The following is a 22800-nucleotide window of genomic DNA, read 5'->3' on the forward strand; positions in this document are numbered from 1 at the left end:
CATTCTGCTGATTAATTAACACTAAGGTTACCTAACCAAGCATTAACCAAGCCTTAGGCGAACATTCATTTTCCGTTCATTAACTTGATGATTTCGCGACGATATAAACAAGGCAAAAGAACAAGACAGAAGAGCAAAGAAAGCGATAAAATAGGGTTAGCGAGCGTTTTATCTACAAACGAGCCAAATATCGAGGGAAATTCACTTTGTGATAGGCTTCTTACTTGCTCATATTCAAATGTGATGTTAGTATCCGCGCTCGCTTAAGCATGAACTCGTTTCTGCCTAAGCATTACCACATACTCAAGGTCGCATTGAGGTGTGAAGTTAATTTTTACTAATTTGAGAGTAAAACTATGAAATTTGAAGCAGTAGTACGTACTGAACTAGGTAAAGGTGCGAGCCGCCGCCTACGTCACGCTGGTAAATTCCCAGCTGTAATCTACGGTGGTGAAGCAGCAGCTGTATCTATCGAACTTAATCACGACGAAGTGATCAACCAAATGGACAAGCCTGAGTTCTACGAAGCAATCACTCTACTGATTGACGGCGCAGAAGTTAAGGTTAAGCCACAAGACGTTCAACGTCACGCTTACAAGCCAAAAGTTGAGCACATGGACTTCATCCGCATCTAATTCCCTACCAAGGAATAAGATTGGATTAATCCAGCCTTCTGCATAGAAAAGATAATCGACCTTACCAATCGAGAAATCTAAAAATTCGAAACCCCGATGCTACCAACATCGGGGTTTCACCGTTTTTGAGCCCTCAAAAACGTCGTAAATCTCGCGCAATATACTGAAAATAATCAACTTTCCCCTTCCCCACTTTATCCCGTTCTTGCTTGGGTGGATTAAGGGTGGACGAAAGGTGGACTTATACAGTAGTTTTTCTATTAACTATATTAGACTCGTTTTCACCACTACTCAAATCACTAGCCACCTCCCCCTACTTTATTCTTCAACTCTACAACATTCCGGAAAGTCTATCCAAAGGCCTCTCATACGCTTCCGAGTAAGTTCCACATGAGTGCTTACTGGTGAGGCTGTAGAAATAGAGAAGAAGAGCTACTCGAATGATTAGATGCTCATACTGCGTGCGCTGATGAATTGGCGAGTTTAGTTAAGGAAGAGGTAGTTGTTGAAATAGGAAATAAACTTTCGATGAATGACAGTTTATTTTTGAATAACACAGCACCACCTCCACTAAAGGTATCAGCCAAAAATACTATCTTATCCAGCAACCAAAGTAGCAAATGTAACCGATACTTCGCCAATACTGCGCTGGTCACAGTTTTTCCCTGTACAAGCTCAGAAAGACTATTCTCTTGTAAAATTTTGCGCCATGTAGTCTCTTCTTCCTTGGAAAAATAATTTTGTGGGAGACAAAGCACCACAACCTGTGCGGCAAGTCCTTTCAAATTACAAATTTTTAACACACATTTATACACTTTCAACAATGTCAAAATATGCAATAGAAGCAGCATACTAAAAACGCGATTCGAGAGTAATTATGATTTAAATCATACAATTATGATGTTAAGAAAGCGCTAGAATCTAGCTAATGGACTTTGAAACTGATAGCATAGATAGTCCCTATTTTCATTAGACCGCATGATATGAGCAAAGACATTTTTAATGAACTAAAAAATGATGTAAAGATTGTAGCCAGTGCTCGTTTTAACTGTAGCAAAAGGTTAAATAAGAAAACATGGTGGTCATTGTTTTCCATTTCCGCAATATCTATAGCACTGATTTTACTGACTATATGTGAAAACTATTATGGTATAAAGTCAATTGACCCTCTGCTTTTTATTCCAATAACAATGCCGAGCTGGATATTCACAACACTCTCTTCAATAATAATCTTAGCCTTGTCTATCGCCATTTCCGCAGCAAGATTAGATGTTCAATATGAAAAAATTTATGATTCAGCTTTAAAACTTAACAAGATGTCGAGGTTAATTGAAGCTAATGCACACAATAATGATCCTACGCCATATTCTAATATAGTATTTAAATATAATAAAATCCTGATTGAGAACCCCATCAACCATGAAGACATTGACTATCAGATTTCTAAAAGTGAGGTAAATAAGAAACAAGATCTATCTTATTATTATAAAAAGCATATTAAACAATACTACTGCTTAACCCCATACTATTTAATCTCTTTCATATCTTTAAGCGCAATAACTTCTGTGTTAGCTAAGGTTATCTGCTAAATGCTAAGACAAGACTTCAGTACAAAATCACTTTTAAGAGTTACATCTAAAAGTGAAATTATTAAATTTGATCTTGGTCGCGATAGTTCGGAGTATTTGATTGAACTAGAAAAAATCTCGAAATCAATAGAAGAAAATGGTTTTAGCTATAGCAATATAAGTGCAACAAAAATAGGCGGCAAAACTGTTTACTACACAAATGAAGCAAATGAACATTATTGTTTAAAAAAAATCAGCTCTGATTTAAAGCGACTTTACAAAATAACCACATCGAACCGAGATGAAATTTCCGAACAGGTGTTAAAGATACTAGAAACATCATCTAGCTATGGGATAATTAGAGTCGACATAAAGAGTTTCTATGAATCAATTGATTATATGAAATTACTCGAAAAAATCGACGACCAGATGTTACTTTCATCAAAATCGAATTCAATTCTTCATTCTCTCACGAATATTACATCAAATGGGTTACCCCGAGGACTATCCATTAGTCCAATTCTTTCTGAGATATTCATGAGAAGTATTGATACTAAAATACGCTCAGTACCAGGTGTCTATTATTACTCAAGATATGTCGATGACATATTCATATTGAGCACAAAAAAATATGAAGAAGTGAAGTTATCACTAGATAAAATACTTAAAGAAAACTTTCTAAAAACTAATAATAAAACGTTCATTAAAAACATCCCATCGGTCACTGACAAGGAAACAACCAAAGCTACTTTTGACTATCTAGGGTATAAATATACTATCCATTCTGAAGAAAAAGGCCATAAAAGGCTGGTTGACGTAACTCTTTCAGATGACAAGATAAGAAAAATTAAAACCAGAATAGTTCACTCTTTGTTAGCTCGCTCTTTTCTTAGACAAACAAGCGTTTATCAAAAAACACTTCTGAAGCGAAGAATTGACGTTCTGTCTGGTAACTACCCAATAAGTTCCAGCCTCAGGAGAAACGGAACTTTAAAAGGGGGAATTTACTATAGTAACCGACTTGTAAATAATCCTAAAGTTTTTGAAGAATTTAATAGATTCCTCAGAAATTCACTAAATACAAAAAAAAATAATTTTTTTGGGAGAGCAATGGCCAAGATCCCAAACTCAGAGAAGAGAGAAATAACAAAAATATGTTTTAAAGAAGGTTTTCTTAGCCGAAAATATCTAGAGTTAAATGGTACGCAGATGAAGAATGTTAAAATGTGCTGGAAAAATAAAAATCATAAGAAAAAGCGATGAAGAAAATTAAAATAACACTTTCAAAAAGAGACTTTCATAGAGTATTACTAACAGATGTACTCCCATATGAAGTGCCTTTCATCTTAACAAATGAAGGTTTCTATAAAGCATCTAAAAATTCTCAAGCACAAAGCACCTATAATGTAATCGAAAGCATTCTATTTAGAAATAATTCTGAAACACGACCTCTAGCTTATAAGATTACTAAGGACTCTGCTTCTGAAAGGACATTGTACCTTCCTCACCCAGCAATACAGCTCAAAGTTTGTAATCTATATCGAGATTATAATCAATTAATAACACACTTGTGTAATAGAAGTAGCTTCTCTCTTAGGTATCCTTCCAAGATAGCCCACTCTTACTACGCTAAAAGTAATTCTTCAAGCTCTGACCCGTCAGAGAAGCTAAAAGATGAGGGAGTTGCTATTGATGGAGATCGAGAACCTATTTATGCTAGTACGTTTTTTGAGTACAAAGACGTAAGCTTCTTATACAAATTCTATGACTCATACCAATTCCATAGGATTGAGAAAAAGTTTGATAAACTATTTAAGTTTGACATAGCTAAGTGTTTTTCTTCAATATCTACATTCCAACTTTCAAAATCTATTCGAGATATTGAAAGCTATATAAAGTCTAAGAATCATCATAGCTTCGAGAATATATTCGAGAAACTTATGAACGATGCGAACCTAGGCGATCAACATGGTGTTATTGTAGGGCCGGAGTTTTCTAGAGTATTTTCTGAAATTTTACTGCAATCTATTGATTGTGAAGTAAAGAGCAAACTAATGCATAATGACTCGCTATTCGAAAGTAGTGACTATGTTGTTAAAAGATATGTGGATGATTACTTTTTATTTTACAATGATGAGCAAGTACGAGACTTAGTATATCGCACTATAATAGAAGAATTAGAGTCTTATAAACTTTACTGCAATGAATCAAAAAATCAGTACTTTGATGTTCCCTTCATTACTGGCGTAACGATAGCAAAACAACAATATAAACACTTAATAAATAGTTTATTTAGTAAATTTAACCACATAGACGAAGAAAAGAAGATTATGGGTATTAATAGCCCTATGAATCGATACCATCAAATATCAAACCAGTTAATAACAGACATCAAATGCATTGTTTTTAACAATAAAATATCGTACTCAAGTATAACCGGTTACTACTTCACCCTCGCGAGAATCAAAGTTTCGGAGATTGAAGAGCATATATTTTACATTAAAGACAATCAAGAGCAGTGCGACAAACTGACTAATTTCCTTCTAATAATTATAGAGCTATCTTTCTTTGTCCACTCTATGGATTTTAGGGTTCGAAGTACATACCTTATTTCTCAGATAGTAATAATGATAAACAAAATATCTAGTTATTTAGGCAGCATCAACTCAGAAATAATCAAGAAAAAAATATATGATGAGTCGTATCTATCTATCAAAACATCAATCAAAAAAAATACTATGAGAGATATTGAATGTCTAAATTTGCTCATTGCAATAAGAGATATTGATATCAGCTACCAACTATCTAAGGAATTCCTAGAGAAAATAGTAAATTTAGATGATGTAGAAAAGACTAACTATTTTAGCTTAATGACTAGTTTGTTTTATGTTCAAGAAAAGAAGTCATACTCTTCAACTCGAACAAAAGTTGTCAAATGTATTCTAGAAAAGTTCGATAGTGATTATTTTACAGTTGAAAATGATTCTGAACTAACCCACATTCTCTTTGATTCATTATCATGCCCGTATTTGACTCGAAAAATGAAGATAAAGATCGCAGATCGAGCACTATCTAAATTATATAACCTTGATGAAAGTGAAGTTGAATCAATAGTTGACCAAGTCTCAGAGAAAAATTGGTTTATCGATTGGGACATTTCTTCATCAGAGTCGATTGAAAGACTATTGATGAAAAAAGAATTGAAATCCCCTTACGGAAATTGATAAAATATCCTGCACGCATTGTAATACCTCTGACTTGTTCAGTTGATTTCACACACGATTTAACGACAATGCGTGCAACCTCCCCTACCTATGTTTCTGCGTGATATTGAACGTTCAGCTAAGATACTTCTACCTTACCATCTAAATGAAAATATCAGGTCTTTAACTTCGATTCTAATAAGTTATCTCACCGCGGTCACTTCCTCTCGGTTATACCCTAGCTCTTCACCAATGCTCATTTCTAGCTTCATTACACCACTCAACTCTTTCGTTGGCTTCTGTCCCACAGCAGGAGCATTAAAGTATCGCAGATGCACATAAGCCTACCGAAATCCATATGCTTTGTATAAGTTCGTTTTAATACAAGCACTTTCGTGTTTTCATCTAAGATGCAAATTTAGTGCTACTTAAATCATTATCCCATCAAATATCAACAACCTAATCATTCCAAGCGCTTATAACTCGTGATTTTATACACCTACATGCTACTGGGTTAATTTTAATGGCAAGAATAAACGATGGAATCATATGGCACTTAATGGGCGCTCCATGGTGGCTAAGCGTATTACTATCCGCATGTATTTATTTTGGAGTTTCATATCTACTGCCCAGTTTAGCCATTGAAAGTGATAACTTTATCTTTAAAGCTGTAGCTCTAAACTTACCCTTAATGGCCACCTATTTTGCGCTCTTGTTTTTACTTCCTGCCCCGATCGTTTTTTCAAGCAGTACAAGAGGAAGAGAAGCTTTCTTACGACGAGCTCTCAGATTAGAACGCATAAAAATACCTCACAGCTAAATAACCTAAACTGGATAGAGTTTGAAAGTTACATCGGTGAATACTTCAAGTCTCAAGGATATTCGGTCAAACAGTCTTTCGCTCAAAAACCTGGCGGTGGGGTTGATATTTGGCTTACAAAGGATAATGAATTGAGCCTTGTACAATGTAAGCATTGGAAAACCCGCAAAGTGGGAGTGCAAGTTCTAAGGGAAATGTACGGTGTCATGATCGCGAACAATGCCAGCAAGATGATTATTGTAACATCAGGAGACTTCACTTCTGAGGCCGTTACCTTTTCCCTAGATAAACGCCTTTGGTTGGTCAACGGCAGCGAACTAATTCATATGATTGAAGATGGGCGAAGCTTTCAGAATAAACCATCAATACCTACTCCAGCACCAACAGCTATCGGTGAGTCCAGGACCTGCCCACGTTGCCAGTCTAAGCTCGTAATACGTGTCGCTAAGCGGGGAGCTAAAACTGGAATGTCTTTCTATGGTTGCTCAACGTATCCAAAGTGTCGTTATACATGTTATTGTTGAATTCCCATGTGAATATTTGTTGTATTTTATTGAGAGTAAGTATAGGTATTACCCTTCTAACTTAAAAATATCCAGAACCTTCATGCATTGAATCTTACTCCGTGGCACTTTAGCTCGAAAGTACTCCATTACTTCTTAGCTCCGCCGAACAGAGTCCTTCGAACATTCTAGAACAGAGCATAATTAAACTAATCCATGTGTACGGTAGTTATACGGATATTTTCGGTAGGTTTCTTACGAATATCTCTTTCGATTCACACAATAGCGTTATACTTATTGAGTTTCATAATAGACGACAACAACATAATAAAAACGCAGATACGGAAGAGTTACCTCCGTAAAGCCTTAGGTATTTACATATAGTTTTAGCTATGAGGGGGTCAAATGGGTGACTGGGATCATTTACATGACATGCATAATGAAGGTTATAACGCTGATCAGATAAGTGACGCAGCAGCTTGCGGGTATAACCCATATGATATTAACCTAGATCTATATGCTTTAGGGTTATCTCCTAAAGAATGGGAGGCGGCTGATAGTAATTTCACTTCAGAGTTGCCTGAAGTTAACCCCAAGTTAGAGGTGATCTTTGAGGAGCTGGTAAATAATGCCGAAGCTTTCTACAAGCTTACAAATCGTTATTTGCAGATTTGGGGGGAATTAGGAGAGTTATATGCCGAAATTAACTATGGGATCAATCGGCATAAACCACAAACTAAAGGGTCAGACGGAAAGCTAGGAAATGACTTTATCGAAATAAAAACGATTTCTCCTGAAAAGAATAAAGAAAAAGTGAAAGTGAAACGCGCTGGAAACTTTAATAAGCTTCTAATTGTAAAAATATCTTCCGACTTTACGTTTGAAGGGCAGTTAATCGCCCGAAAAGATCTACCGAAAGGTGAAGGGAAACATGCAAGAGCTTCATGGGCTCGTAAGAAAACTGTAGGTACAAAACCACAAACTGTAATCACAAAATCAATGACTGCCTCACCTGAAGCCAAAATATATGCAGCCCTAAAGCTTCCTACTTATTTAGACACCGAACTTCAAAACAAGCTTGGTTTGTCAGAGTCAGATTTCACCAAAGCAGTTAGTGAGCTTTCTAAATCCCAAAAGATTAAGCGTTCACTAGAAGATAGTAAAAAATGGATACGTAATACAAAGTAACCTGGTAAATCGACAAGACAGATTTGCAACGATTGGCATTCTCAGTTCAAGCAGAATTTAGTGCTTACAGTTCAATTCTAAATAAGTTGAGTGATGGCGTCGTTCACTGCTTAACGCTACATCAGTCAACCCTCAATCTAGTAAATTAGTAAAATCGGTAACTAATAATTGTCCAGAATAGTGCCGACTGGTACGTACAAAACGAAACTGCCTCAAAGTCATTTTGGGTAGAATTTCTACTACTTTTCGATTCAGCTAATTTGTCATAGCTGAAGTTATCAAAATGCTCACACCTTTACTTAAGTGGTCAGATTTACCGTATCATAACGTCAGTAGGCGATAAGAATAGGGCTGTGATTAAGTAACCTGCCCCTTAAACAATCTCACCCTGCCCTCTTAAACTTGACCTTAACAAAAGACATATTAATAGTGTGGCTATTTCCCAAAGTGCAACTAGTATTGTATGTGATATCTATTCATTCGACTAAAACTGATTATGGAGGTCATTTAGAATGAAACATACAGATGGAATTGAATTTTTTGACTCAGATGACATTGAAGAGCTCAATGCAAAACAGATTAACGCGTTGTCACCTGACGAAAGAGCAGCTTTGAGCAGTGCCGAAGCAAGACTGAAGAGTAGCTATACCGAAAAGCAACGTCTCATGGATATGTATACCGATGAGATGAAGCTATCTGGAAAATCACTGGGTATTAAACATCAAAAAGCCTCAACGTCGAAAAAAGAGTTCATAGAAAAATCGCAGGATCCTAACTACTTCGTTTGCTTAGCAGGGATTAAAGAATATTTCGAGTCTAATGAGAACCTGATCGCTTTCAAAAACACTGGAGGACTTTTTAACGCAGGTGTGTGTTGGTGGCATTCGCGCTTGCAGCGAGCTGCATTATACCTTACTACATACAGGCCAAATGAACCTAAGTGCTCCAAGAAAGAAGCGAAAAAGATCATCCGCAATCTAATTAAAGCCAAAGAGGTAGCAGAGATTAGCGGGTTCAATAATTTTTCTGAGTTCTCAATAGAATTCAAAGAGGAAATACAAAAGTACCTAAATCTATGGCAACTTTATGATGGTCTCCTACTTTGGCAGTGGATCAATGGGCTTTCTGGTAGCTATGAGACAACACCTGAAAAGCTAAAAAAGTACATGGATGAGATCTATGAAGAAGTAGCGGTTAGAAAAAGAATCGCTTACGTAAAATTGCAAATAAAAGGGATCGATTCTCATGCATTATTAATAACTGAAATTGAACAAGCTTCCGATGGTCAGGGGTACATCTTTAATTTCATTGATAGCAACAGTCCCGATTCAGCTTTTAATGCTTACTACATGTACGGACAAACTCACCTAGACCTATACAATAAATCCGTACCGTACCTGCAAAGAGAGGATGACATCGATAAGTTTTTAAGTGCCATCGATAAATACAGCACTGGCCTATGAACTTAATTATGGTTCCTAATACTTCAATTTCTGAACAGAGTAGCTTCACTATACGTTGCTACTCTGTTACTTGGCACCAGAATCTAAGAACCCGTGTTATTTTTTACCCTGTTAAGATACCCCATTTAAGTGCTCAATTTCCTTCTAATACGCTTTTACCCATTTCTTATCAAAGACGGCACCAGCTCAATCGGTGTCGTTCTGCGTTTTAGGCGACTAAAAGTTACCCGAAGGACAGACAATACGTGAAGCCTGTAACAAGCTTTTGCCCCTTTTCTTGTTAGCAACAATAAACCGCATCAGCCTAATCCCAAGGGGTTTCAATAGATTTCCTAATGACAAACGTGAGTTATGTAGAAATCTCCCATTCTCTCGTTCTCGATTTTACTGTATTTGATTATACTCTATCTAAAACAATAATTTAAGCTGTAAGATATTGTCAGGTAAGTGTACAGAAAGCCCCAAAGTGGATATTTAACTACCCCACTTTGGAGTCTAATAAATGGTTACATGACACCTGTAAAGGTTAGTATTTTGATCAACACGAATAATTAAATATAAAAGAGCGCGGTTAACTGCAAATGCCTTGGACTAAAGAACATATTCAGTGGCTTTACCATACTGGTGAAGTAATCTCTATTTCAACAGGTGAAAAAGTCCCTGTATTTGATTTCGCTTACGATGTGGACGATGAAGAGGTAATGTCACTCTGGGCAAGGCATTTTAGGAATCACTATTGTGCTGATAATGCAATAGAAGTACTCAAGCCTCAAGAGATGACAAATAGAGATTACTTGTTAAACCTAAAGTTTCCGCATAAAACTAAAAGCCCTGGACCAAGTATCCGTGCGGGGGATTTTGCTGAAATTTTGGTCGCTGACTATTTGGTATTTCTCCGCGATTACTATGTTCCAAGAACTCGTTATGACCGGAAGATAATTGGTAATGAGTCATCCAAAGGTTCAGATGTTTTGGGGTTCAAGCAAATGAATCAGGCTCCCTCTAGCAAAGACGAATTATTAATATACGAGGTCAAAGCACGCCTTTCTGAAAAAAGTGCCAAAAACACTTTGCAAGCCGCAATTGACGACAGTTCAAAAGATGAGGCTAGACTTGCTGAGTCATTAAACGGTGCAAAGCAAAGACTGTATGATCAGAGAAATTTTGCTGAAATGAGCGTCATCTCAAGATTCCAACAAAATGTTGACCATCCATATAAAACAAAATTTGGGGCAGCAGCGGTTCTTACTGATAGTTCATGTTGCGTCGAAACCTTAGCTGAAGCTTCAACTAAGGAGCATTCATTCCCAACGCACTTGGAAATGATAGTGATTAGTGGCCCTTGTTTGATGTCTTTGGTTCGTGAACTATACGAGAGGGCAGCAAATGAAGCTTGAACAGTCCTCAAAGAAGATGCTGGCAATTGCAAAGTCGAAAGCAAAGATGTATGAGTTTGCTATTGATGAAGCATCTCATATAGAGCTACCTGTCGATCCGCGTAAATTATTGGTTACAACTATTGGGATTTTGGGTGATCTGTCCGCTATTGAAGCTCGTGGAGATTTACAGTTTGGAGAGACTGGTGAGCATGAAGAATTAAAGTCTGAACTAATATCCGTTGGGCAATATTTTGATGCTTTGATTCAATCTCATCTGGCTGATGAGATGACTACTTATCTTAAGATTATAGGTTCGGCGGCCTACTATTTAGCGAACATGCCAGGCAGCTCCATCGTTCTGACCAAAAGTTTGGTCTATAAAACAGAACTGCTCACTGATACTAATCTTGAGGGAATTTTGATTTGGATATTAAAGTCCAACTTCAATGAAAATTGGTATCGCGTTGAAAAAACTTATTTAACGCAAGCAATAGATGGTGTCGGCTACGCCACTCAACGTTTCTTTGGTTTAAACCTTGATACCCAGAGCTTTAAACAGGCAATACAGGTCTTAAGGAATGAAGTTTACGAAAAAGGCTCTGATAGAGAGCTTTTGTTTGCCGACATTATTTCTTCTATTCTGCTAAGAAAAATCGAAAATTCTTCAATAGTTTGTTTGCCTAAATATACACAAATCCCCTTAGAACAATGGGTAAATGTAATTACTAAGCCGACATTTGTTCAAGAGTTTTGGCCTGCTCAGAGGTTGCTGGGCGAACAAGGAGTTTTGTCAGGTGTATCTGCTGTTGTGCAAATGCCCACTAGTGCGGGAAAGACAAAATCTACAGAATTAATAATTAGAAGCTCGTTTTTGTCTGGGCGCTCTGATGTTGCTGTAATCGTCGCACCATTCAGGGCCTTATGCAGGGAGATTACCGCTACATTTGAACGCGCATTTGAAGGTGAAGATGTAAATATCAATGAATTGCAAGATGTTCTGAATATTTCCGATAGTGATGACGAGCTTATAAGGTTTTTAACCGGAGAAACTGATCAGGATGGAATAGCTACTAAATCTATAGTTGTTACCACGCCGGAGAAACTTGTTTACCTTCTTAGGCATGACCCCGCTTTAGCAGACTCAATCGGCTTACTTATTTTTGACGAAGGGCATCAGTTTGACACTGGAAAGAGAGGTGTCACCTATGAGCTATTGACGGCCTACCTCAAATCTCGCGTAGGCGATGATGTTCAGAAGGTATTGATATCCGCGGTAATGGCTAACGCAAACTCAATTGGTGAATGGCTTAATGGGGAGGCCGGTATTGAGATTCAAGGAGCTGGGTGTTTACCAACAGTACGAAGTACAGCCTTCGCAAGCTGGCAAACAGCAATGGGGCAACTTCAGTATATCGATCAAGATCGTGAGGCTGATAGAGATTTTTTCGTTCCAAGAGTGATTGAGCAAATAAACCTCGGAAAGAGAGGTCGAGAGAGGAATGCTCGACTTTTTCCCGCCAAAAACGATAACCCCAGTGTCGCAGCTTATTTAGGGGTTAAATTATGCCATCAAGGACCTGTTGCTATATTCTGCGGTGTAAAGAGTACTGTTACGTCAATATGCGAGCTTTTAGTTGATTACTACGAAAGAGGTCTTGCTTTACCACCACCTAGCATTTCGAGCGATCAAAGCGAATTAGACAAGATTGCTTACCTTTCAAGTTTGCATTTTGGAGATGAGTCCATTTTTACTCGTTCGGTTTCCCTTGGAATATTACCGCATAGTTCAAACATTCCTAATGGTATCCGTGTTTCTGTAGAGTGGGCAATGGAATCCAATAAGTCAGTGTTGGTAGTGTGTACTTCAACTCTTGCCCAGGGGGTGAATCTTCCAATCAGATACTTAGTTGTTTCAAGCACGTTTCAAGCAGGGCAAGAGATCAGCACACGAGACTTCCACAATCTCATCGGGCGAGCAGGTAGAGCAGGATACCATACTGAAGGGAGTGTCATTTTTGCGGATACGGACGTTTTTGATAAACGCAATAATTTTCATGAAAGGTGGCGATGGCAAAGAGCGATGCATTTGCTCGATTTTACTAATACGGAGGACTGCGCAAGTAGCCTACTTGACTTGATCTCGCCATTTGACTTTACAGAACTTAATGTTGATGCTATTCAGTTCATCGCAAACCCAGCTGGCTATAGACAAAGCTGTATAGACGTAGGAAATCAAAACGCTATTGATATCAGTTCGCTACTTGATCAGATGGGTTATAAAGAAGCTTTAATCGAAGCAATAGAAAGCTATTTTTTATCCTATTTGAAAGACAATCCAAATGCGCCTCAAACATTCTTTGATGATTTGGCCCAAGGAACATTAGCTTACTTTTTGTCGGACTACGATCAGAAACAAAAGCTACGGGCGGCATTTTCATTTATCGCTAGCAGAGTTCTTTCTGTACCCGAAGATAAAAGACAATTCTTCGGAAAATCGTTGCTGGGGTTGAAAAATCTATTCCTAATCGAAAATTGGCTTGACGAAAATTGGGGCGAAGTAGCACAAGCTCAAAGTTCCAATGAACTTCTTGTGATTTGCTGGCCATTGCTATTTCAGCTCAATAACAACAAGATGCTTCTAAAAATAAAGCCTGAAAACGTTATATTAGATTTTACGAAATTATGGATTTCAGGAAGTAGTTACACCGATCTGCGTAGTTACTTGGATCAATCCGGTGCCTATTATCAAGCTGGGTCGCAGCGCAGAAATATTAAAATGGATCATGTAGTGGACTTGGCTGACGGTGCGCTTTCTTTTGATTCTATGTTATATGTCGGAGCAATAGCTGATGTGGCCGAGGGTAAAGGGTTAGACGGAGATTTATTGGAGCTTCTTAGGAGCTTGCAAACACGTCTTAAACTTGGACTGTCAAATAGCCTTGAAATATGGCTCTATTCTCAGGGTTATGTCGATAGAGAGGTTTGCAAGACCCTTGGTTCTGTTCTTAATGGTCAGGGAGTAAACTCTGATGTGTTCGATTACGATATTTTGAAGACATACCATCAAGTTGTCAGTGAGTGTATTAGTAAGTTTCCATCGTACTTTAGTGGTTAAGCTACCGTGTTACAAAGCGCTGCTTTAGTACAAATTTTCCGCTGCGCTCTATGTTTGCCGAAGAGCGCAGCGTTAAATAGCAAAAATGAATAGCCATCGACTCATAAGTCATATGTGAGCCTGTATTTTCCCTAACGAAACTTATCTGACCTGCATGGATATTGGCACCAACACCAACTCACTTTTGTCCAATAGCGAGTTATAATTATTCGGATTCCGAATTAGGAATCCGAACTTAACTTGTGAGCTTTAGCGGCCTAGGTAAACGGCGGTAACCTCTTCTCTTCCGTGTCCTAATTCTTCAGTGATTACCATTCTTGCCTCAAAGTCACGCTGTTTGTCCTCTCCTATTAATCCCTTGGTTGACGGCCCTCCCGCAGCAGGAGCATTAAAACCCGTCAATTCAAAGTATCGCTGATGCGCATACGCATGCCGTAACCCATGCGCTTTGTCTAAGCCCATTTTGATACAAGCTCTTTCGTATCTTTTCATCTGAGAAACGTACTTAGCATTTTCTGGAATTAAAGAGCTATCCCCTACCCACTTTTTCACCTCATCAATTAACTGACGTTGTTCCAAAGTGCGAATAGGTACATCTCTAGGTCTTGCGCCTTTGGTTTTTACTAGATGTAAATGGTCGCCTCTATCTGCTAAATGAAGCTGGACTTTCATACACTCTTCTCGGCGCAAACCAAACGCGGCTTGCAAACGAAAACTCGCGTCAAGATACCTGTCATTGAGTGTTGCTAATTTTGAATTTACTAGGAATCTGGCTTTATTCTGGTTGGTGACATACTTGCGGTTTTCGATACCAAGGGAAGCGTTGCTTTTAGGGACGAGTCCTGGCTTCCCTATCTTTTCAGAGAGCCAACGTAGGTGAGTCATGCGCGTCTTGATTGTGCCCGCTGCTAGACCTTGAGTTTGCCAATGAGTTACAAGCTTCTCGATATGCTTGCGGCCCAAGTTCCTTAGCTCAAGTTTTCTGACGTTAAGCTCTCTTAGTTGTTTGTCAGCTAACTTTAGTATCTTCTTGCGTTCTGCTTGAGTCGCTTTAGAGCCATCGGGATTGCGATTTAGTACTCGGGTAATTTGGTAAAAAAAGTTCGTTGCCATAGTGCTACCTCAATATGTTTATTCTAAAAAAAAAGAGCCGCTTTCGTTGGCGGCTCTTATCTCAGTCATTTCAAGGTTCTTATTTCATGGGTACAGTAGTAGGTATCAATGCGATTTCAGATTAGTGTTATTGCTCCCGTTCATTTCGAATGAACGCCTACTGCTTAAATCAAGTCAGTAGGTAATGAAGCGAGACTACTGCGCGGTTCAGAAATTCCGAACAATTGAATGACTGTAAGCCATGTGCAATTGCTAATTCCCAGAAGCCCGTAAGGCGTTTGAGATAAGAATGCGCTGGTAATTAAAGGATTTCTTCGTCTAGTAGTCTTTGCAGCAACAGCTGCTTTTTAGTTCTCTTCCATTATTGTTTCAACCCATTCTACTCGCAACTTTGGGGACGCTCTCAGCGCCATAGATTCTCGCCGTCATTCTTTTTCAATTCCGATAATTCGCTCGTAGCCCCCTATTGGTGTGCGCTGCCCGTCCTGTCACTCCCCAAATTTTGGAGTGACAGGACTAGATACCCATTTAGCTAGGCGCAAAAAAGGCCGAATATATTCATATTCGGCCTCTACAATAGAGCTATTTCGACTGAAATATTTTAGCTTTATGAGATTGGTATTAACCTATTTCATTTACTAGATTTTCTCTTAGCCAGATGTTTTGTGGATCATTTTGATTTATCAAAACATCAAGTGGAACTTTTACTCCACGTATTAGATCAGCACTTCTCACCTCATCCCTTAGGGTGTTCATCTCATTTGCTAAGTTTATTGGAAAGTTAACATTTAAAAGCTTTATTTCGCCTGTATACCCTAAGGTTTCAAACTGCTTGGCAAGCACTCCTAAAAAACCAATGACATAGTCACCAATCCATTTACGGCTCGAAATATCTCTATATCCATTCGGATACTTAAACATAATGTCTAGTTCACGCATCTCAATACAAACGGTTTTACCGGAGAAGTTATAGTAACCATATGCTCTGATACCGAACGATGAAAACTCTATCCATGGGTTTACTTTGTTTTTGACTCTATTCATGGCAATTCGACTTGCCAGTACTATCGATACAGTATCATCAACAAATTCGAGTTCATTGATGATAGATTTCGCATCGCTCCAATCAAAAGAGTCCCCCAATGAAAGGAGATGGTTCACAGCACCATAAGGTATACAATTTAGTCTGTTGTTTACTACTAACGCCAATACGGAACAATCCAAATGGATATTGGGGTTCAAGTGAGCACGAATAGCAGGTAAGTGAGGTTGCAACAAGAGCTCCAATGTTTCTAAGTCCTGCTTGTATGGAATTGCCAAGTATTTGTTATTACTGTCGAGCATCTCTAGATCAGAGCTACTGCATAACTCTTTAAAATTGTCACAGCCATACATAAATGCGACAGCTTCTCTTGCAAAACTGAGCTTGATCTTTAAAGCTTTTGAAATGTACTTTGCGTGGGCCTCAGATTGGCTCACTGATGGGTATTTAAGCATGATTAAGCATCCTATTAGAGTTACGGGCTCACGAACCGTAATAAAGATACAAAATCGATGAAGTGATAATTCACTTCGCGCTGCTTTCGCTTCATCCGTGAGCTGATAGGTCGCGCATAACCTATATCTGACTGTATTCATTAACCGTTTTCTAGTCAATACAATGTGCATAGATTCAAATTAAAGTTAATAGAGTAAGTCGACCCTTTATCAAATTCGGATTCCGAATTCTTCCAAAACTAAACACCTGACAAAAATCACTTCTGGCCACTTTTCGGCATAACCTCAACAGGTGGTACTTGGTGCCAAATAATGTCACTTGTGCCTGTATAGATTTTTGTTGTTTTCGCGTTCGCATGCGCCATTCGCTCGGTAGCACTCTGCCCTTGCTGTTCAATCATTCGAGCAGCCAGCCCGCGAATTTCATGATAGGTCGGCCTTAACGATTTCTTTAGGTGGCTATAAAGCCCTAATGAGTCTCGAACCTTACTGAACTCTTTACTTATATTGTGGTGATGTACTTGGTAAAGATGGTCGGTCTCTTTTGAAATACCACGTTGCTGCTGTTTGGGTTTACGGTGAACGATATAAGGGCAAATCAATCTCGATGTTTTAGAAAGGTCGACAATGTCTTTAATCGTCTGAGTGACAGGAATGGCCACAGTGGAAGCATCAGACTTTTTCACCTTCTCTCGGTGAACATATAGCATTCCATACACAGCATGCCCATCAACATACTCCACCTCTTTGTCGGGGTTCCAAAGAATCCCACACACTCCTTCACGTGGTTTATATATCCGATAACGAAGCCTATAGATCTCCCTCACAGCATGAGTTGTCTCAAGAGTTAGGCTCATTGCTACCTTCAGAAACAGTGGCGCTGCATCGTAGATCTTTTGGTAGTTTTCGATATCTAGGTCATGACGGGCTTTGGTGTAATCTTCTCTGGTCAATCGACGCTGTTTTTTATTGAGTACAAAATTACTCTCAATAGCGCTCTCGTCAGCAAGGTAGGAAAATACCTTTTTAAGATTACTGATCTTATTGTTGAGCTGACGATTACTTAACTCTGAATAGTATTTCGAAAGGAACTCATTGATGTGCTGTAACTTGATCGATTTGGTTGGCAACCGCCCCATGAACTCATCAAGGCGGTAACAGTCCCTCTCCAAATTTCGATAAACGTCTTTAGAAAGACGTTCTTCTTTCTTCACACGAGACAACACTAATGGAAGCCACTCTTTTAAAGGCCGATTGAATTTGTCCTTGCGGCCTTTAGAGACAGCTTTGCGAAATGGGGTCATTTCAGAAAGGGAAAATGCGCTTCCTAGCTCAGGACGATACTGCAAGTTATAAACATGCGCAGCTTGTATCGCTTCTTGCTCTACAGTCCCGATAGGAAATAGCTTCTTTACACCATCTACGGTTGTAAACCGAAATCGAGATTGACCCCTATGACTCATTTTCACCAAGAATGGAGGGTAATGAGCCGTTTCTTTGCTTCTAGCTCTACCAACCATTTATGACTCCAAGAATCTTAGAAGTTCACTCACCCTGTCTGCAGGGTTCCCTATTTCGTCATCAACACAGACTAAATATCGGCCCGTTGGCGTTCTAGTACCCTCAAGCTTGCCGTGTTTAATCCAGTTTATGATGGTGGTATTGCATATCCCTGAATCAGGGTAAAACTCATCAATAAATTGTCTAGGTCTGATTTTACGCGTCGCCATGTCGTTCTCCTTACCTTTCTCACTACATGAAAATTAAGATTTTTCATCTACTGGTAGAAAAACTATGCACGATTTTTTCAGTGACATTCTATTTGCGCAGCAATTAACGAAAAGGATTCCCAAAGCGTAAAATGATTCAACGAATCGATTTCAAGCCCACTTTAGGGTGGACTAATACAGTAATACTAAGTTGCTAATGCATTGATTTTATTTGACTATTTCATTGTCCTTTTTAACCGTTTTTAAGGCCAATTAGAGCTTAACCACCAGCTCTAAATACATGAAATTCATATAAATCAATACCATACAGCTAAGATTACTACCAACATCGGGGTTTCACCGTTTTTGAGCTCTTAAAAACGTCATACAGCCTCTTATCACCACTGTTTTAGAGAACCATCCCCACTCGCCCGACTTCTTTCAAAGCAACACCATCAGCACTGATACCTACAGGCGCCGAATTCAGTGGGTACCACGCGATGCTGTCTGCTTCTTGTGCTGTGATTTCACCTTCCCACTGGGTTACCACAAAATAATGGATCAGCTGTAACTCTTTTGTTGGGTGATAGAGCGAGCATAAGAATGTGTATTCAGTTGGAGTAACGTTTAGCTCTTCGTTAAGCTCTCGAAACAATGCTTGAATTTGATTTTCACCCTGCTCTATATGACCACCAGGTATTGTTATTAAGCCGGGATCAGTGTCCTTAGAATCGCTGCGCTTTTCTAACAATACATGTGATTCATTGATCAAGATAAAAGAGACACACTCATGGACATCCATCGATTTTTCCTTAGGCCGAAGTTTAGATAATTAGACTTTCTTTACGACAACAGAACCTGCAATGAAATCATGAATCGCTCTGCGTTTATGATTAAATAGCATGGAGATGAACTCTAAAAGAACCCAACCGATCATTGCGTACCCAACAAAAATAAAGGCTCGTCCTTGCTCTAAACTTTCCCAAGTCTGGCCGTAGAAAGACAGTTGCGCGTAAGCATAGAGACTAAAGGGGATAAGCATGATTGGGACAATATCTCTCATACAAGACTGTTTGAGGGTTAGGTTTCGACTTTCAGATACATCCACTACTTTCACTCGAGTAACCATCTTACCGATTGTTTGCCCAAATTTAGCATGCATGCCAACGTAGTAAGTGACACCAATTAGTGAATTCACCACTCCCCAAGCAAAAACACCACCCGAGCTAATCACGCCAGAAAGTACGTAGTTGTCTATCCACTCCAAAGGTAAAAATACGATTGAATCTATCCAGATAGCAAAGAAGCGTCTCCAGAAATTAGAATACTTATTGGCATACATTTTTGTTCCTTGGTCTCTATTGGCAATAAAGCACAGACCCTACAACACATCAGCTTTTAATACATTCAACTAGCTATGATTTATAAAACAAATGCGAAGCGGTATGCATATACCAATGATTTACCCCACCGATTTTCAGGCTCACTAACGCTCACGACAAGTTCTTGCTTAGTCTTTCATACAACTCCAAGGCTTCAACTTTAGAGGTTAATTGCCCGAGAGCGTATTGATGTGCTAATTCAATATCGCCACTTTGGTCTGGATAATAACGCTTGGCTACAGCGGTACACTGGCTCAGGTTGGTGTACCAACTGCCGTCTTTCTCAGCGACAAAGTAGTACGCCGCCCGCACTAACTTCTTGCCAATAACCTTAGCGACATCCGCATCGGTCATTGTTTTAAAGGCCAGACCCATTTGCTCAAGAAAAGTAGACAAGTCACCATTAAGCGCTAGGGCTATTTCACGACTAGGTTTGTAACGTTGAAAATCAATAGATAAATCATTACCCCAAATACAACAGCAACAGTGCTTGAGCCAAAACTGCCAATGGAATTTTTCTTGTGGCTGCAGAACTTCTGAAAGTGAGCCCGGGTCGATATCAAGCTTACTGACTTGGGGATATGCTTTGGGAATGGTGTCAGAAAGGTGCTGAAATAGTCGCTTCTCTTTTTGACCAATAGGTGTATTGAGTACGATAGAAACATCCAAATCCGAGTGACCAACAACCGCCGTTCCTCTCGGCACACTTCCGTATAGGTAGATACCATCAATTTGATTCGGAAGGCCACTTAACAACGAATCAATAACGGCACTCACAACCTCTTGGAATTCGGGAGCGATATTCTTAGGAGAGTATAGGTTTTCGATGAACCCGTCTTTGTCGAGACCTCTAGTTTGATTCAGCATGCCACTTTCCAGCTATATTAGGATCTGTTTCACAGCCCGAGATAGTACATAGAACAATACCATTCTCTTTTGAGTTTGCACTGATCACGAGCTCTCCTTGCGAACTCCAAACCGAGCTCTTGCCACACGTTTCCCAACCTCCCGTCACAGAGATATGGTTGCTCAGTAATACTGGTATACCGTGTTCCGACGCAATTCCAGATAAGATTTTAGAATCCGGATCAAAGCCATTCTCAGAGATTAAAGCGCTCGCTAAATAGATATCAGCATCTAGATGTTTAGCTCGTTGGGAGTGATCCGCCTCTATGAAGTCAGCACATATTGCTAGCGCGACTTTATGCCCATTCACATCAAATGTATAATCAACATCGCCAGCGGAGCAGTAGTTGCCCTCTCCAACATGCAGGTGCTGTTTAGAGTAGAACTCGACTCTGCCGTCGGGAAAACAAATAACGGCGCCTATGGTGGGATGGGATAAGCCTGGAACTCGCAGGGGACAACCAGCCACAATAATCATCTCACTTTGAACCGAAGCTCGGGAGAGTTCTTCAAAGTTTGATGGCTCAAGAGACAATGCAAGTTCTTCCGCTAAATCAAGCTCATAGCCGGTTAGTGATAGCTCGGGGAAAACAACCACATCCGCATTGTACTTTGACGATTGCTCTATCATTTTTAGATGTTGCTTAAGGTTTTCTCTCCAGTTGCCTCTGACGACAGGAATTTGGGCCAAACTGATAGTGACACTCATTTCAAACTTCTCCAAAGAACAAAAAATGGCACAAAAATCGCTACATAGCTAAATGCGGTCTACGTTAGGGGCTGTACTTATAATTCGACTTCAAACACCGCTTATCAAAGCGACATTAACTCTCGCTTAATCTCATTGTCCAATTTTTCAATCGCGTAACGAAAAGCCACTCTTGGTATTGCGGCATACTTGGTATTCAGATAACCAATAACCTGTTGAGGCTCTTTTTGACTGAGTACTTTAAGCATCCAACCATAGCCTTTCTGTACTAAGTCATGCTTATCTTCGAGCAATAGATCCGCTACGCGAAACGGATCCAGCGCAGCGTATCGATTCTTATTGATAGGATAAATTAAGATGACCGCAGCGGCTCTACGAATAGCAAAATTCGAATGCTCAACCCATTTGGTTGTGAGATCGAACAAATCATTGTACTGAGACAGCAACTCACCAAAAGCATGAGTACAAAAGTCGTCACAATCGTTCCAGTCTGTGACGAACTCTGTTAACCAACTTTCAAAAACAGGGAACGTGTCTCTTGAATACTGTTTCCTTACCCTAAAAGCCCAATCGTACGCGATAACTCCTAGCGCCCAATCTCTTTGCTCCAATAATTGAGTACATAGAGGCAACACGTGAGAAATATCTTTGTCTTCAATCGTCTTAAAAATCTGAGCAGAAATGGAACGAACCTGAGCTGTTTTGATATCCACTTTCGGATAACCCACTTCTGAAAGATGCTGCTTTACCGTTTCGACCATACTCACTAAAACAAACTCCTTGTCTATCTAAATTCAATATTGAAGTGAGATATCCGGCTCTTAAGATACTTCTAGATTGAGTTTTATAAAATAAAGCCATGTAAATCACAACATTCATTATTGGTTAATAAAATCACCTCTGCAATATAGAAATTTCCTTTGGTAATAGTCACTTATGGTGCATACTTGCCGCCTTCAAAAGAGGTGCATAATGAAAAAGAACGGTTTTACAATTATTGAGCTTGTTGTCGTTATTGTGATTCTTGGAATAATCGCCATTACGGCAGCGCCCAGATTCCTGAATGTGAGTACAGATTCGCATATTGCAGCCGTGAAAGGTACTGGCGCTGCTTTCAAAGCAGGTGTCGATCTTGCCTACTCAAAAAATTTGACCTTAAACGGTGGCGGTCCATCTACGAACATCCCTATCTATGATGACTCTGCCACTGGCCAGCTTGACTTCAATGAATGGGGATACCCAGTACAGCAATGGCCTTACGCAGAAGATTTTCCAAGGTTGGATAATCCGGAAGACTGTATTTCGGTATGGGGAGCTCTCCTGATTGATCCACCGAGCGTTTCTAGTTTCAACTCACCGACTAATACTGACTATATCGCTGAGTACATCCACACCGACCAATGCCGTTATCATTATCGAGTCGTACCGGGGATATCTATTTACTACAACTCGATGAATGGCGATGTCACCGTGGATGACGAACCAGACAGCTAAGCTCTAGTTTAATACTCAACGTGTTGGTACACACAAATAAACTTAGAGAATGCCAAGCATCAAGATTCAGCCATCCTAGAAATTAAGACAAGCACGTTTTGGCGAAAACCAGCGTG

The 22800-nt window shown here is 39.4% G+C and carries 20 protein-coding genes and 1 pseudogene; 10 read left to right on the top strand and 11 right to left on the bottom strand.

Features of this window, described 5'->3' with window-relative positions; all coding sequences use genetic code 11:
* Nucleotides 1-356 precede the first annotated feature (356 nt).
* The gene (gene rplY / locus F0228_RS16080) at nucleotides 357-635 is read left to right on the top strand and encodes a 50S ribosomal protein L25 (protein WP_008222501.1); all 279 of its coding nucleotides are present in this window, start codon (nucleotides 357-359) and stop codon (nucleotides 633-635) included.
* 452 nt (nucleotides 636-1087) lie between these two features.
* Here the strand turns inward: rplY and F0228_RS16085 are convergent, their stop codons facing one another.
* Nucleotides 1088-1438: a hypothetical protein gene (locus F0228_RS16085; protein WP_171762452.1), complete on the bottom strand. Its 351-nt coding sequence runs from the start codon at nucleotides 1436-1438 to the stop codon at nucleotides 1088-1090.
* 180 nt (nucleotides 1439-1618) lie between these two features.
* Here F0228_RS16085 and F0228_RS16090 point away from each other — a divergent pair, with 180 nt between their 5' ends.
* The 3 genes from F0228_RS16090 to drt3b are packed head-to-tail and all read left to right on the top strand — an operon-like array spanning nucleotide 1619 to nucleotide 5427.
* Nucleotides 1619-2224 carry an SLATT domain-containing protein gene (locus F0228_RS16090; protein WP_171762453.1) on the top strand — a complete coding sequence of 202 codons (606 nt, stop codon included), beginning with the start codon at nucleotides 1619-1621 and terminating at the stop codon, nucleotides 2222-2224.
* A complete protein-coding gene (gene drt3a / locus F0228_RS16095) occupies nucleotides 2225-3466 on the top strand; it encodes an antiviral reverse transcriptase Drt3a (RefSeq protein WP_171762454.1) in 1242 nt (413 codons plus the stop codon).
* Nucleotides 3463-5427: an antiviral reverse transcriptase Drt3b gene (drt3b, locus tag F0228_RS16100; protein ID WP_171762455.1), complete on the top strand. Its 1965-nt coding sequence runs from the start codon at nucleotides 3463-3465 to the stop codon at nucleotides 5425-5427. Before drt3a ends, drt3b begins: the two co-directional genes overlap by 4 nt.
* 182 nt (nucleotides 5428-5609) lie before the next feature.
* Here drt3b and F0228_RS25965 read toward each other — a convergent pair whose 3' ends face one another.
* Entirely contained in the window at nucleotides 5610-5744 is a 135-nt protein-coding gene (locus tag F0228_RS25965; protein WP_301338010.1) for a hypothetical protein, read from the bottom strand.
* 185 nt (nucleotides 5745-5929) lie between these two features.
* On the opposite strand from F0228_RS25965, the pseudogene F0228_RS16105 reads away from it, so the two are divergent.
* From F0228_RS16105 to F0228_RS16125, 5 genes and pseudogenes are all read left to right on the top strand, one after another.
* Nucleotides 5930-6750 (top strand): annotated as a pseudogene (locus F0228_RS16105) (restriction endonuclease).
* Between the two features lie 384 nt (nucleotides 6751-7134).
* Nucleotides 7135-7917, top strand: coding sequence for a hypothetical protein (locus tag F0228_RS16110; RefSeq protein WP_171762456.1), 783 nt, complete (start codon nucleotides 7135-7137; stop codon nucleotides 7915-7917).
* 512 nt (nucleotides 7918-8429) lie between these two features.
* Nucleotides 8430-9380 (top strand): hypothetical protein, encoded by a 951-nt coding sequence (locus F0228_RS16115; RefSeq protein ID WP_171762457.1) that lies wholly within the window; start codon nucleotides 8430-8432, stop codon nucleotides 9378-9380.
* A 581-nt stretch (nucleotides 9381-9961) separates the two neighbouring features.
* Complete coding sequence (locus F0228_RS16120) at nucleotides 9962-10777, top strand: virulence associated protein (protein WP_171762458.1); 816 nt, start codon at nucleotides 9962-9964, stop codon at nucleotides 10775-10777.
* The gene (locus tag F0228_RS16125; RefSeq protein ID WP_171762459.1) at nucleotides 10767-13874 is read left to right on the top strand and encodes a DEAD/DEAH box helicase; all 3108 of its coding nucleotides are present in this window, start codon (nucleotides 10767-10769) and stop codon (nucleotides 13872-13874) included. The genes F0228_RS16120 and F0228_RS16125 overlap by 11 nt, the downstream gene beginning before the upstream one ends.
* Nucleotides 13875-14123: 249 nt before the next feature.
* Here F0228_RS16125 and F0228_RS16130 read toward each other — a convergent pair whose 3' ends face one another.
* The 9 genes from F0228_RS16130 to F0228_RS16170 all read right to left on the bottom strand — a co-directional run bounded on the left by F0228_RS16130 (nucleotide 14124) and on the right by F0228_RS16170 (nucleotide 21957).
* The gene (locus F0228_RS16130; RefSeq protein ID WP_171762460.1) at nucleotides 14124-14987 is read right to left on the bottom strand and encodes a phage integrase N-terminal domain-containing protein; all 864 of its coding nucleotides are present in this window, start codon (nucleotides 14985-14987) and stop codon (nucleotides 14124-14126) included.
* Between the two features lie 621 nt (nucleotides 14988-15608).
* A complete protein-coding gene (locus F0228_RS16135) occupies nucleotides 15609-16484 on the bottom strand; it encodes a hypothetical protein (RefSeq protein WP_171762461.1) in 876 nt (291 codons plus the stop codon).
* A 257-nt stretch (nucleotides 16485-16741) separates the two neighbouring features.
* Nucleotides 16742-18004 carry an integrase gene (locus tag F0228_RS16140; RefSeq protein ID WP_150878411.1) on the bottom strand — a complete coding sequence of 421 codons (1263 nt, stop codon included), beginning with the start codon at nucleotides 18002-18004 and terminating at the stop codon, nucleotides 16742-16744.
* The gene (locus F0228_RS16145; RefSeq protein WP_010434910.1) at nucleotides 18005-18214 is read right to left on the bottom strand and encodes a hypothetical protein; all 210 of its coding nucleotides are present in this window, start codon (nucleotides 18212-18214) and stop codon (nucleotides 18005-18007) included. It lies immediately after the preceding gene.
* A 388-nt stretch (nucleotides 18215-18602) separates the two neighbouring features.
* Entirely contained in the window at nucleotides 18603-18995 is a 393-nt protein-coding gene (locus F0228_RS16150; protein WP_061031695.1) for an NUDIX domain-containing protein, read from the bottom strand.
* Between the two features lie 30 nt (nucleotides 18996-19025).
* Nucleotides 19026-19535, bottom strand: a complete 510-nt coding sequence (locus F0228_RS16155) for an RDD family protein (protein WP_061031696.1) — start codon at nucleotides 19533-19535, stop codon at nucleotides 19026-19028.
* 151 nt (nucleotides 19536-19686) lie between these two features.
* On the bottom strand, nucleotides 19687-20442 hold the full coding sequence (locus F0228_RS16160; RefSeq protein ID WP_171730180.1) for a nucleotidyltransferase domain-containing protein: 756 nt from the start codon (nucleotides 20440-20442) through the stop codon (nucleotides 19687-19689).
* The gene (locus tag F0228_RS16165) at nucleotides 20426-21190 is read right to left on the bottom strand and encodes a carbon-nitrogen hydrolase family protein (protein ID WP_171762462.1); all 765 of its coding nucleotides are present in this window, start codon (nucleotides 21188-21190) and stop codon (nucleotides 20426-20428) included. Before F0228_RS16165 ends, F0228_RS16160 begins: the two co-directional genes overlap by 17 nt.
* A 104-nt stretch (nucleotides 21191-21294) precedes the next feature.
* The gene (locus tag F0228_RS16170; RefSeq protein WP_171762463.1) at nucleotides 21295-21957 is read right to left on the bottom strand and encodes a DNA alkylation repair protein; all 663 of its coding nucleotides are present in this window, start codon (nucleotides 21955-21957) and stop codon (nucleotides 21295-21297) included.
* 205 nt (nucleotides 21958-22162) lie between these two features.
* Between F0228_RS16170 and F0228_RS16175 the strand changes: the two genes are divergently transcribed.
* Entirely contained in the window at nucleotides 22163-22684 is a 522-nt protein-coding gene (locus tag F0228_RS16175; RefSeq protein ID WP_105059308.1) for a prepilin-type N-terminal cleavage/methylation domain-containing protein, read from the top strand.
* Nucleotides 22685-22800 lie beyond the last annotated feature (116 nt).

Origin of the sequence: Vibrio sp. 99K-1 (assembly GCF_013114585.1) — a bacterium.
Taxonomy (GTDB): Bacteria; Pseudomonadota; Gammaproteobacteria; order Enterobacterales; family Vibrionaceae; genus Vibrio; species Vibrio chagasii_B.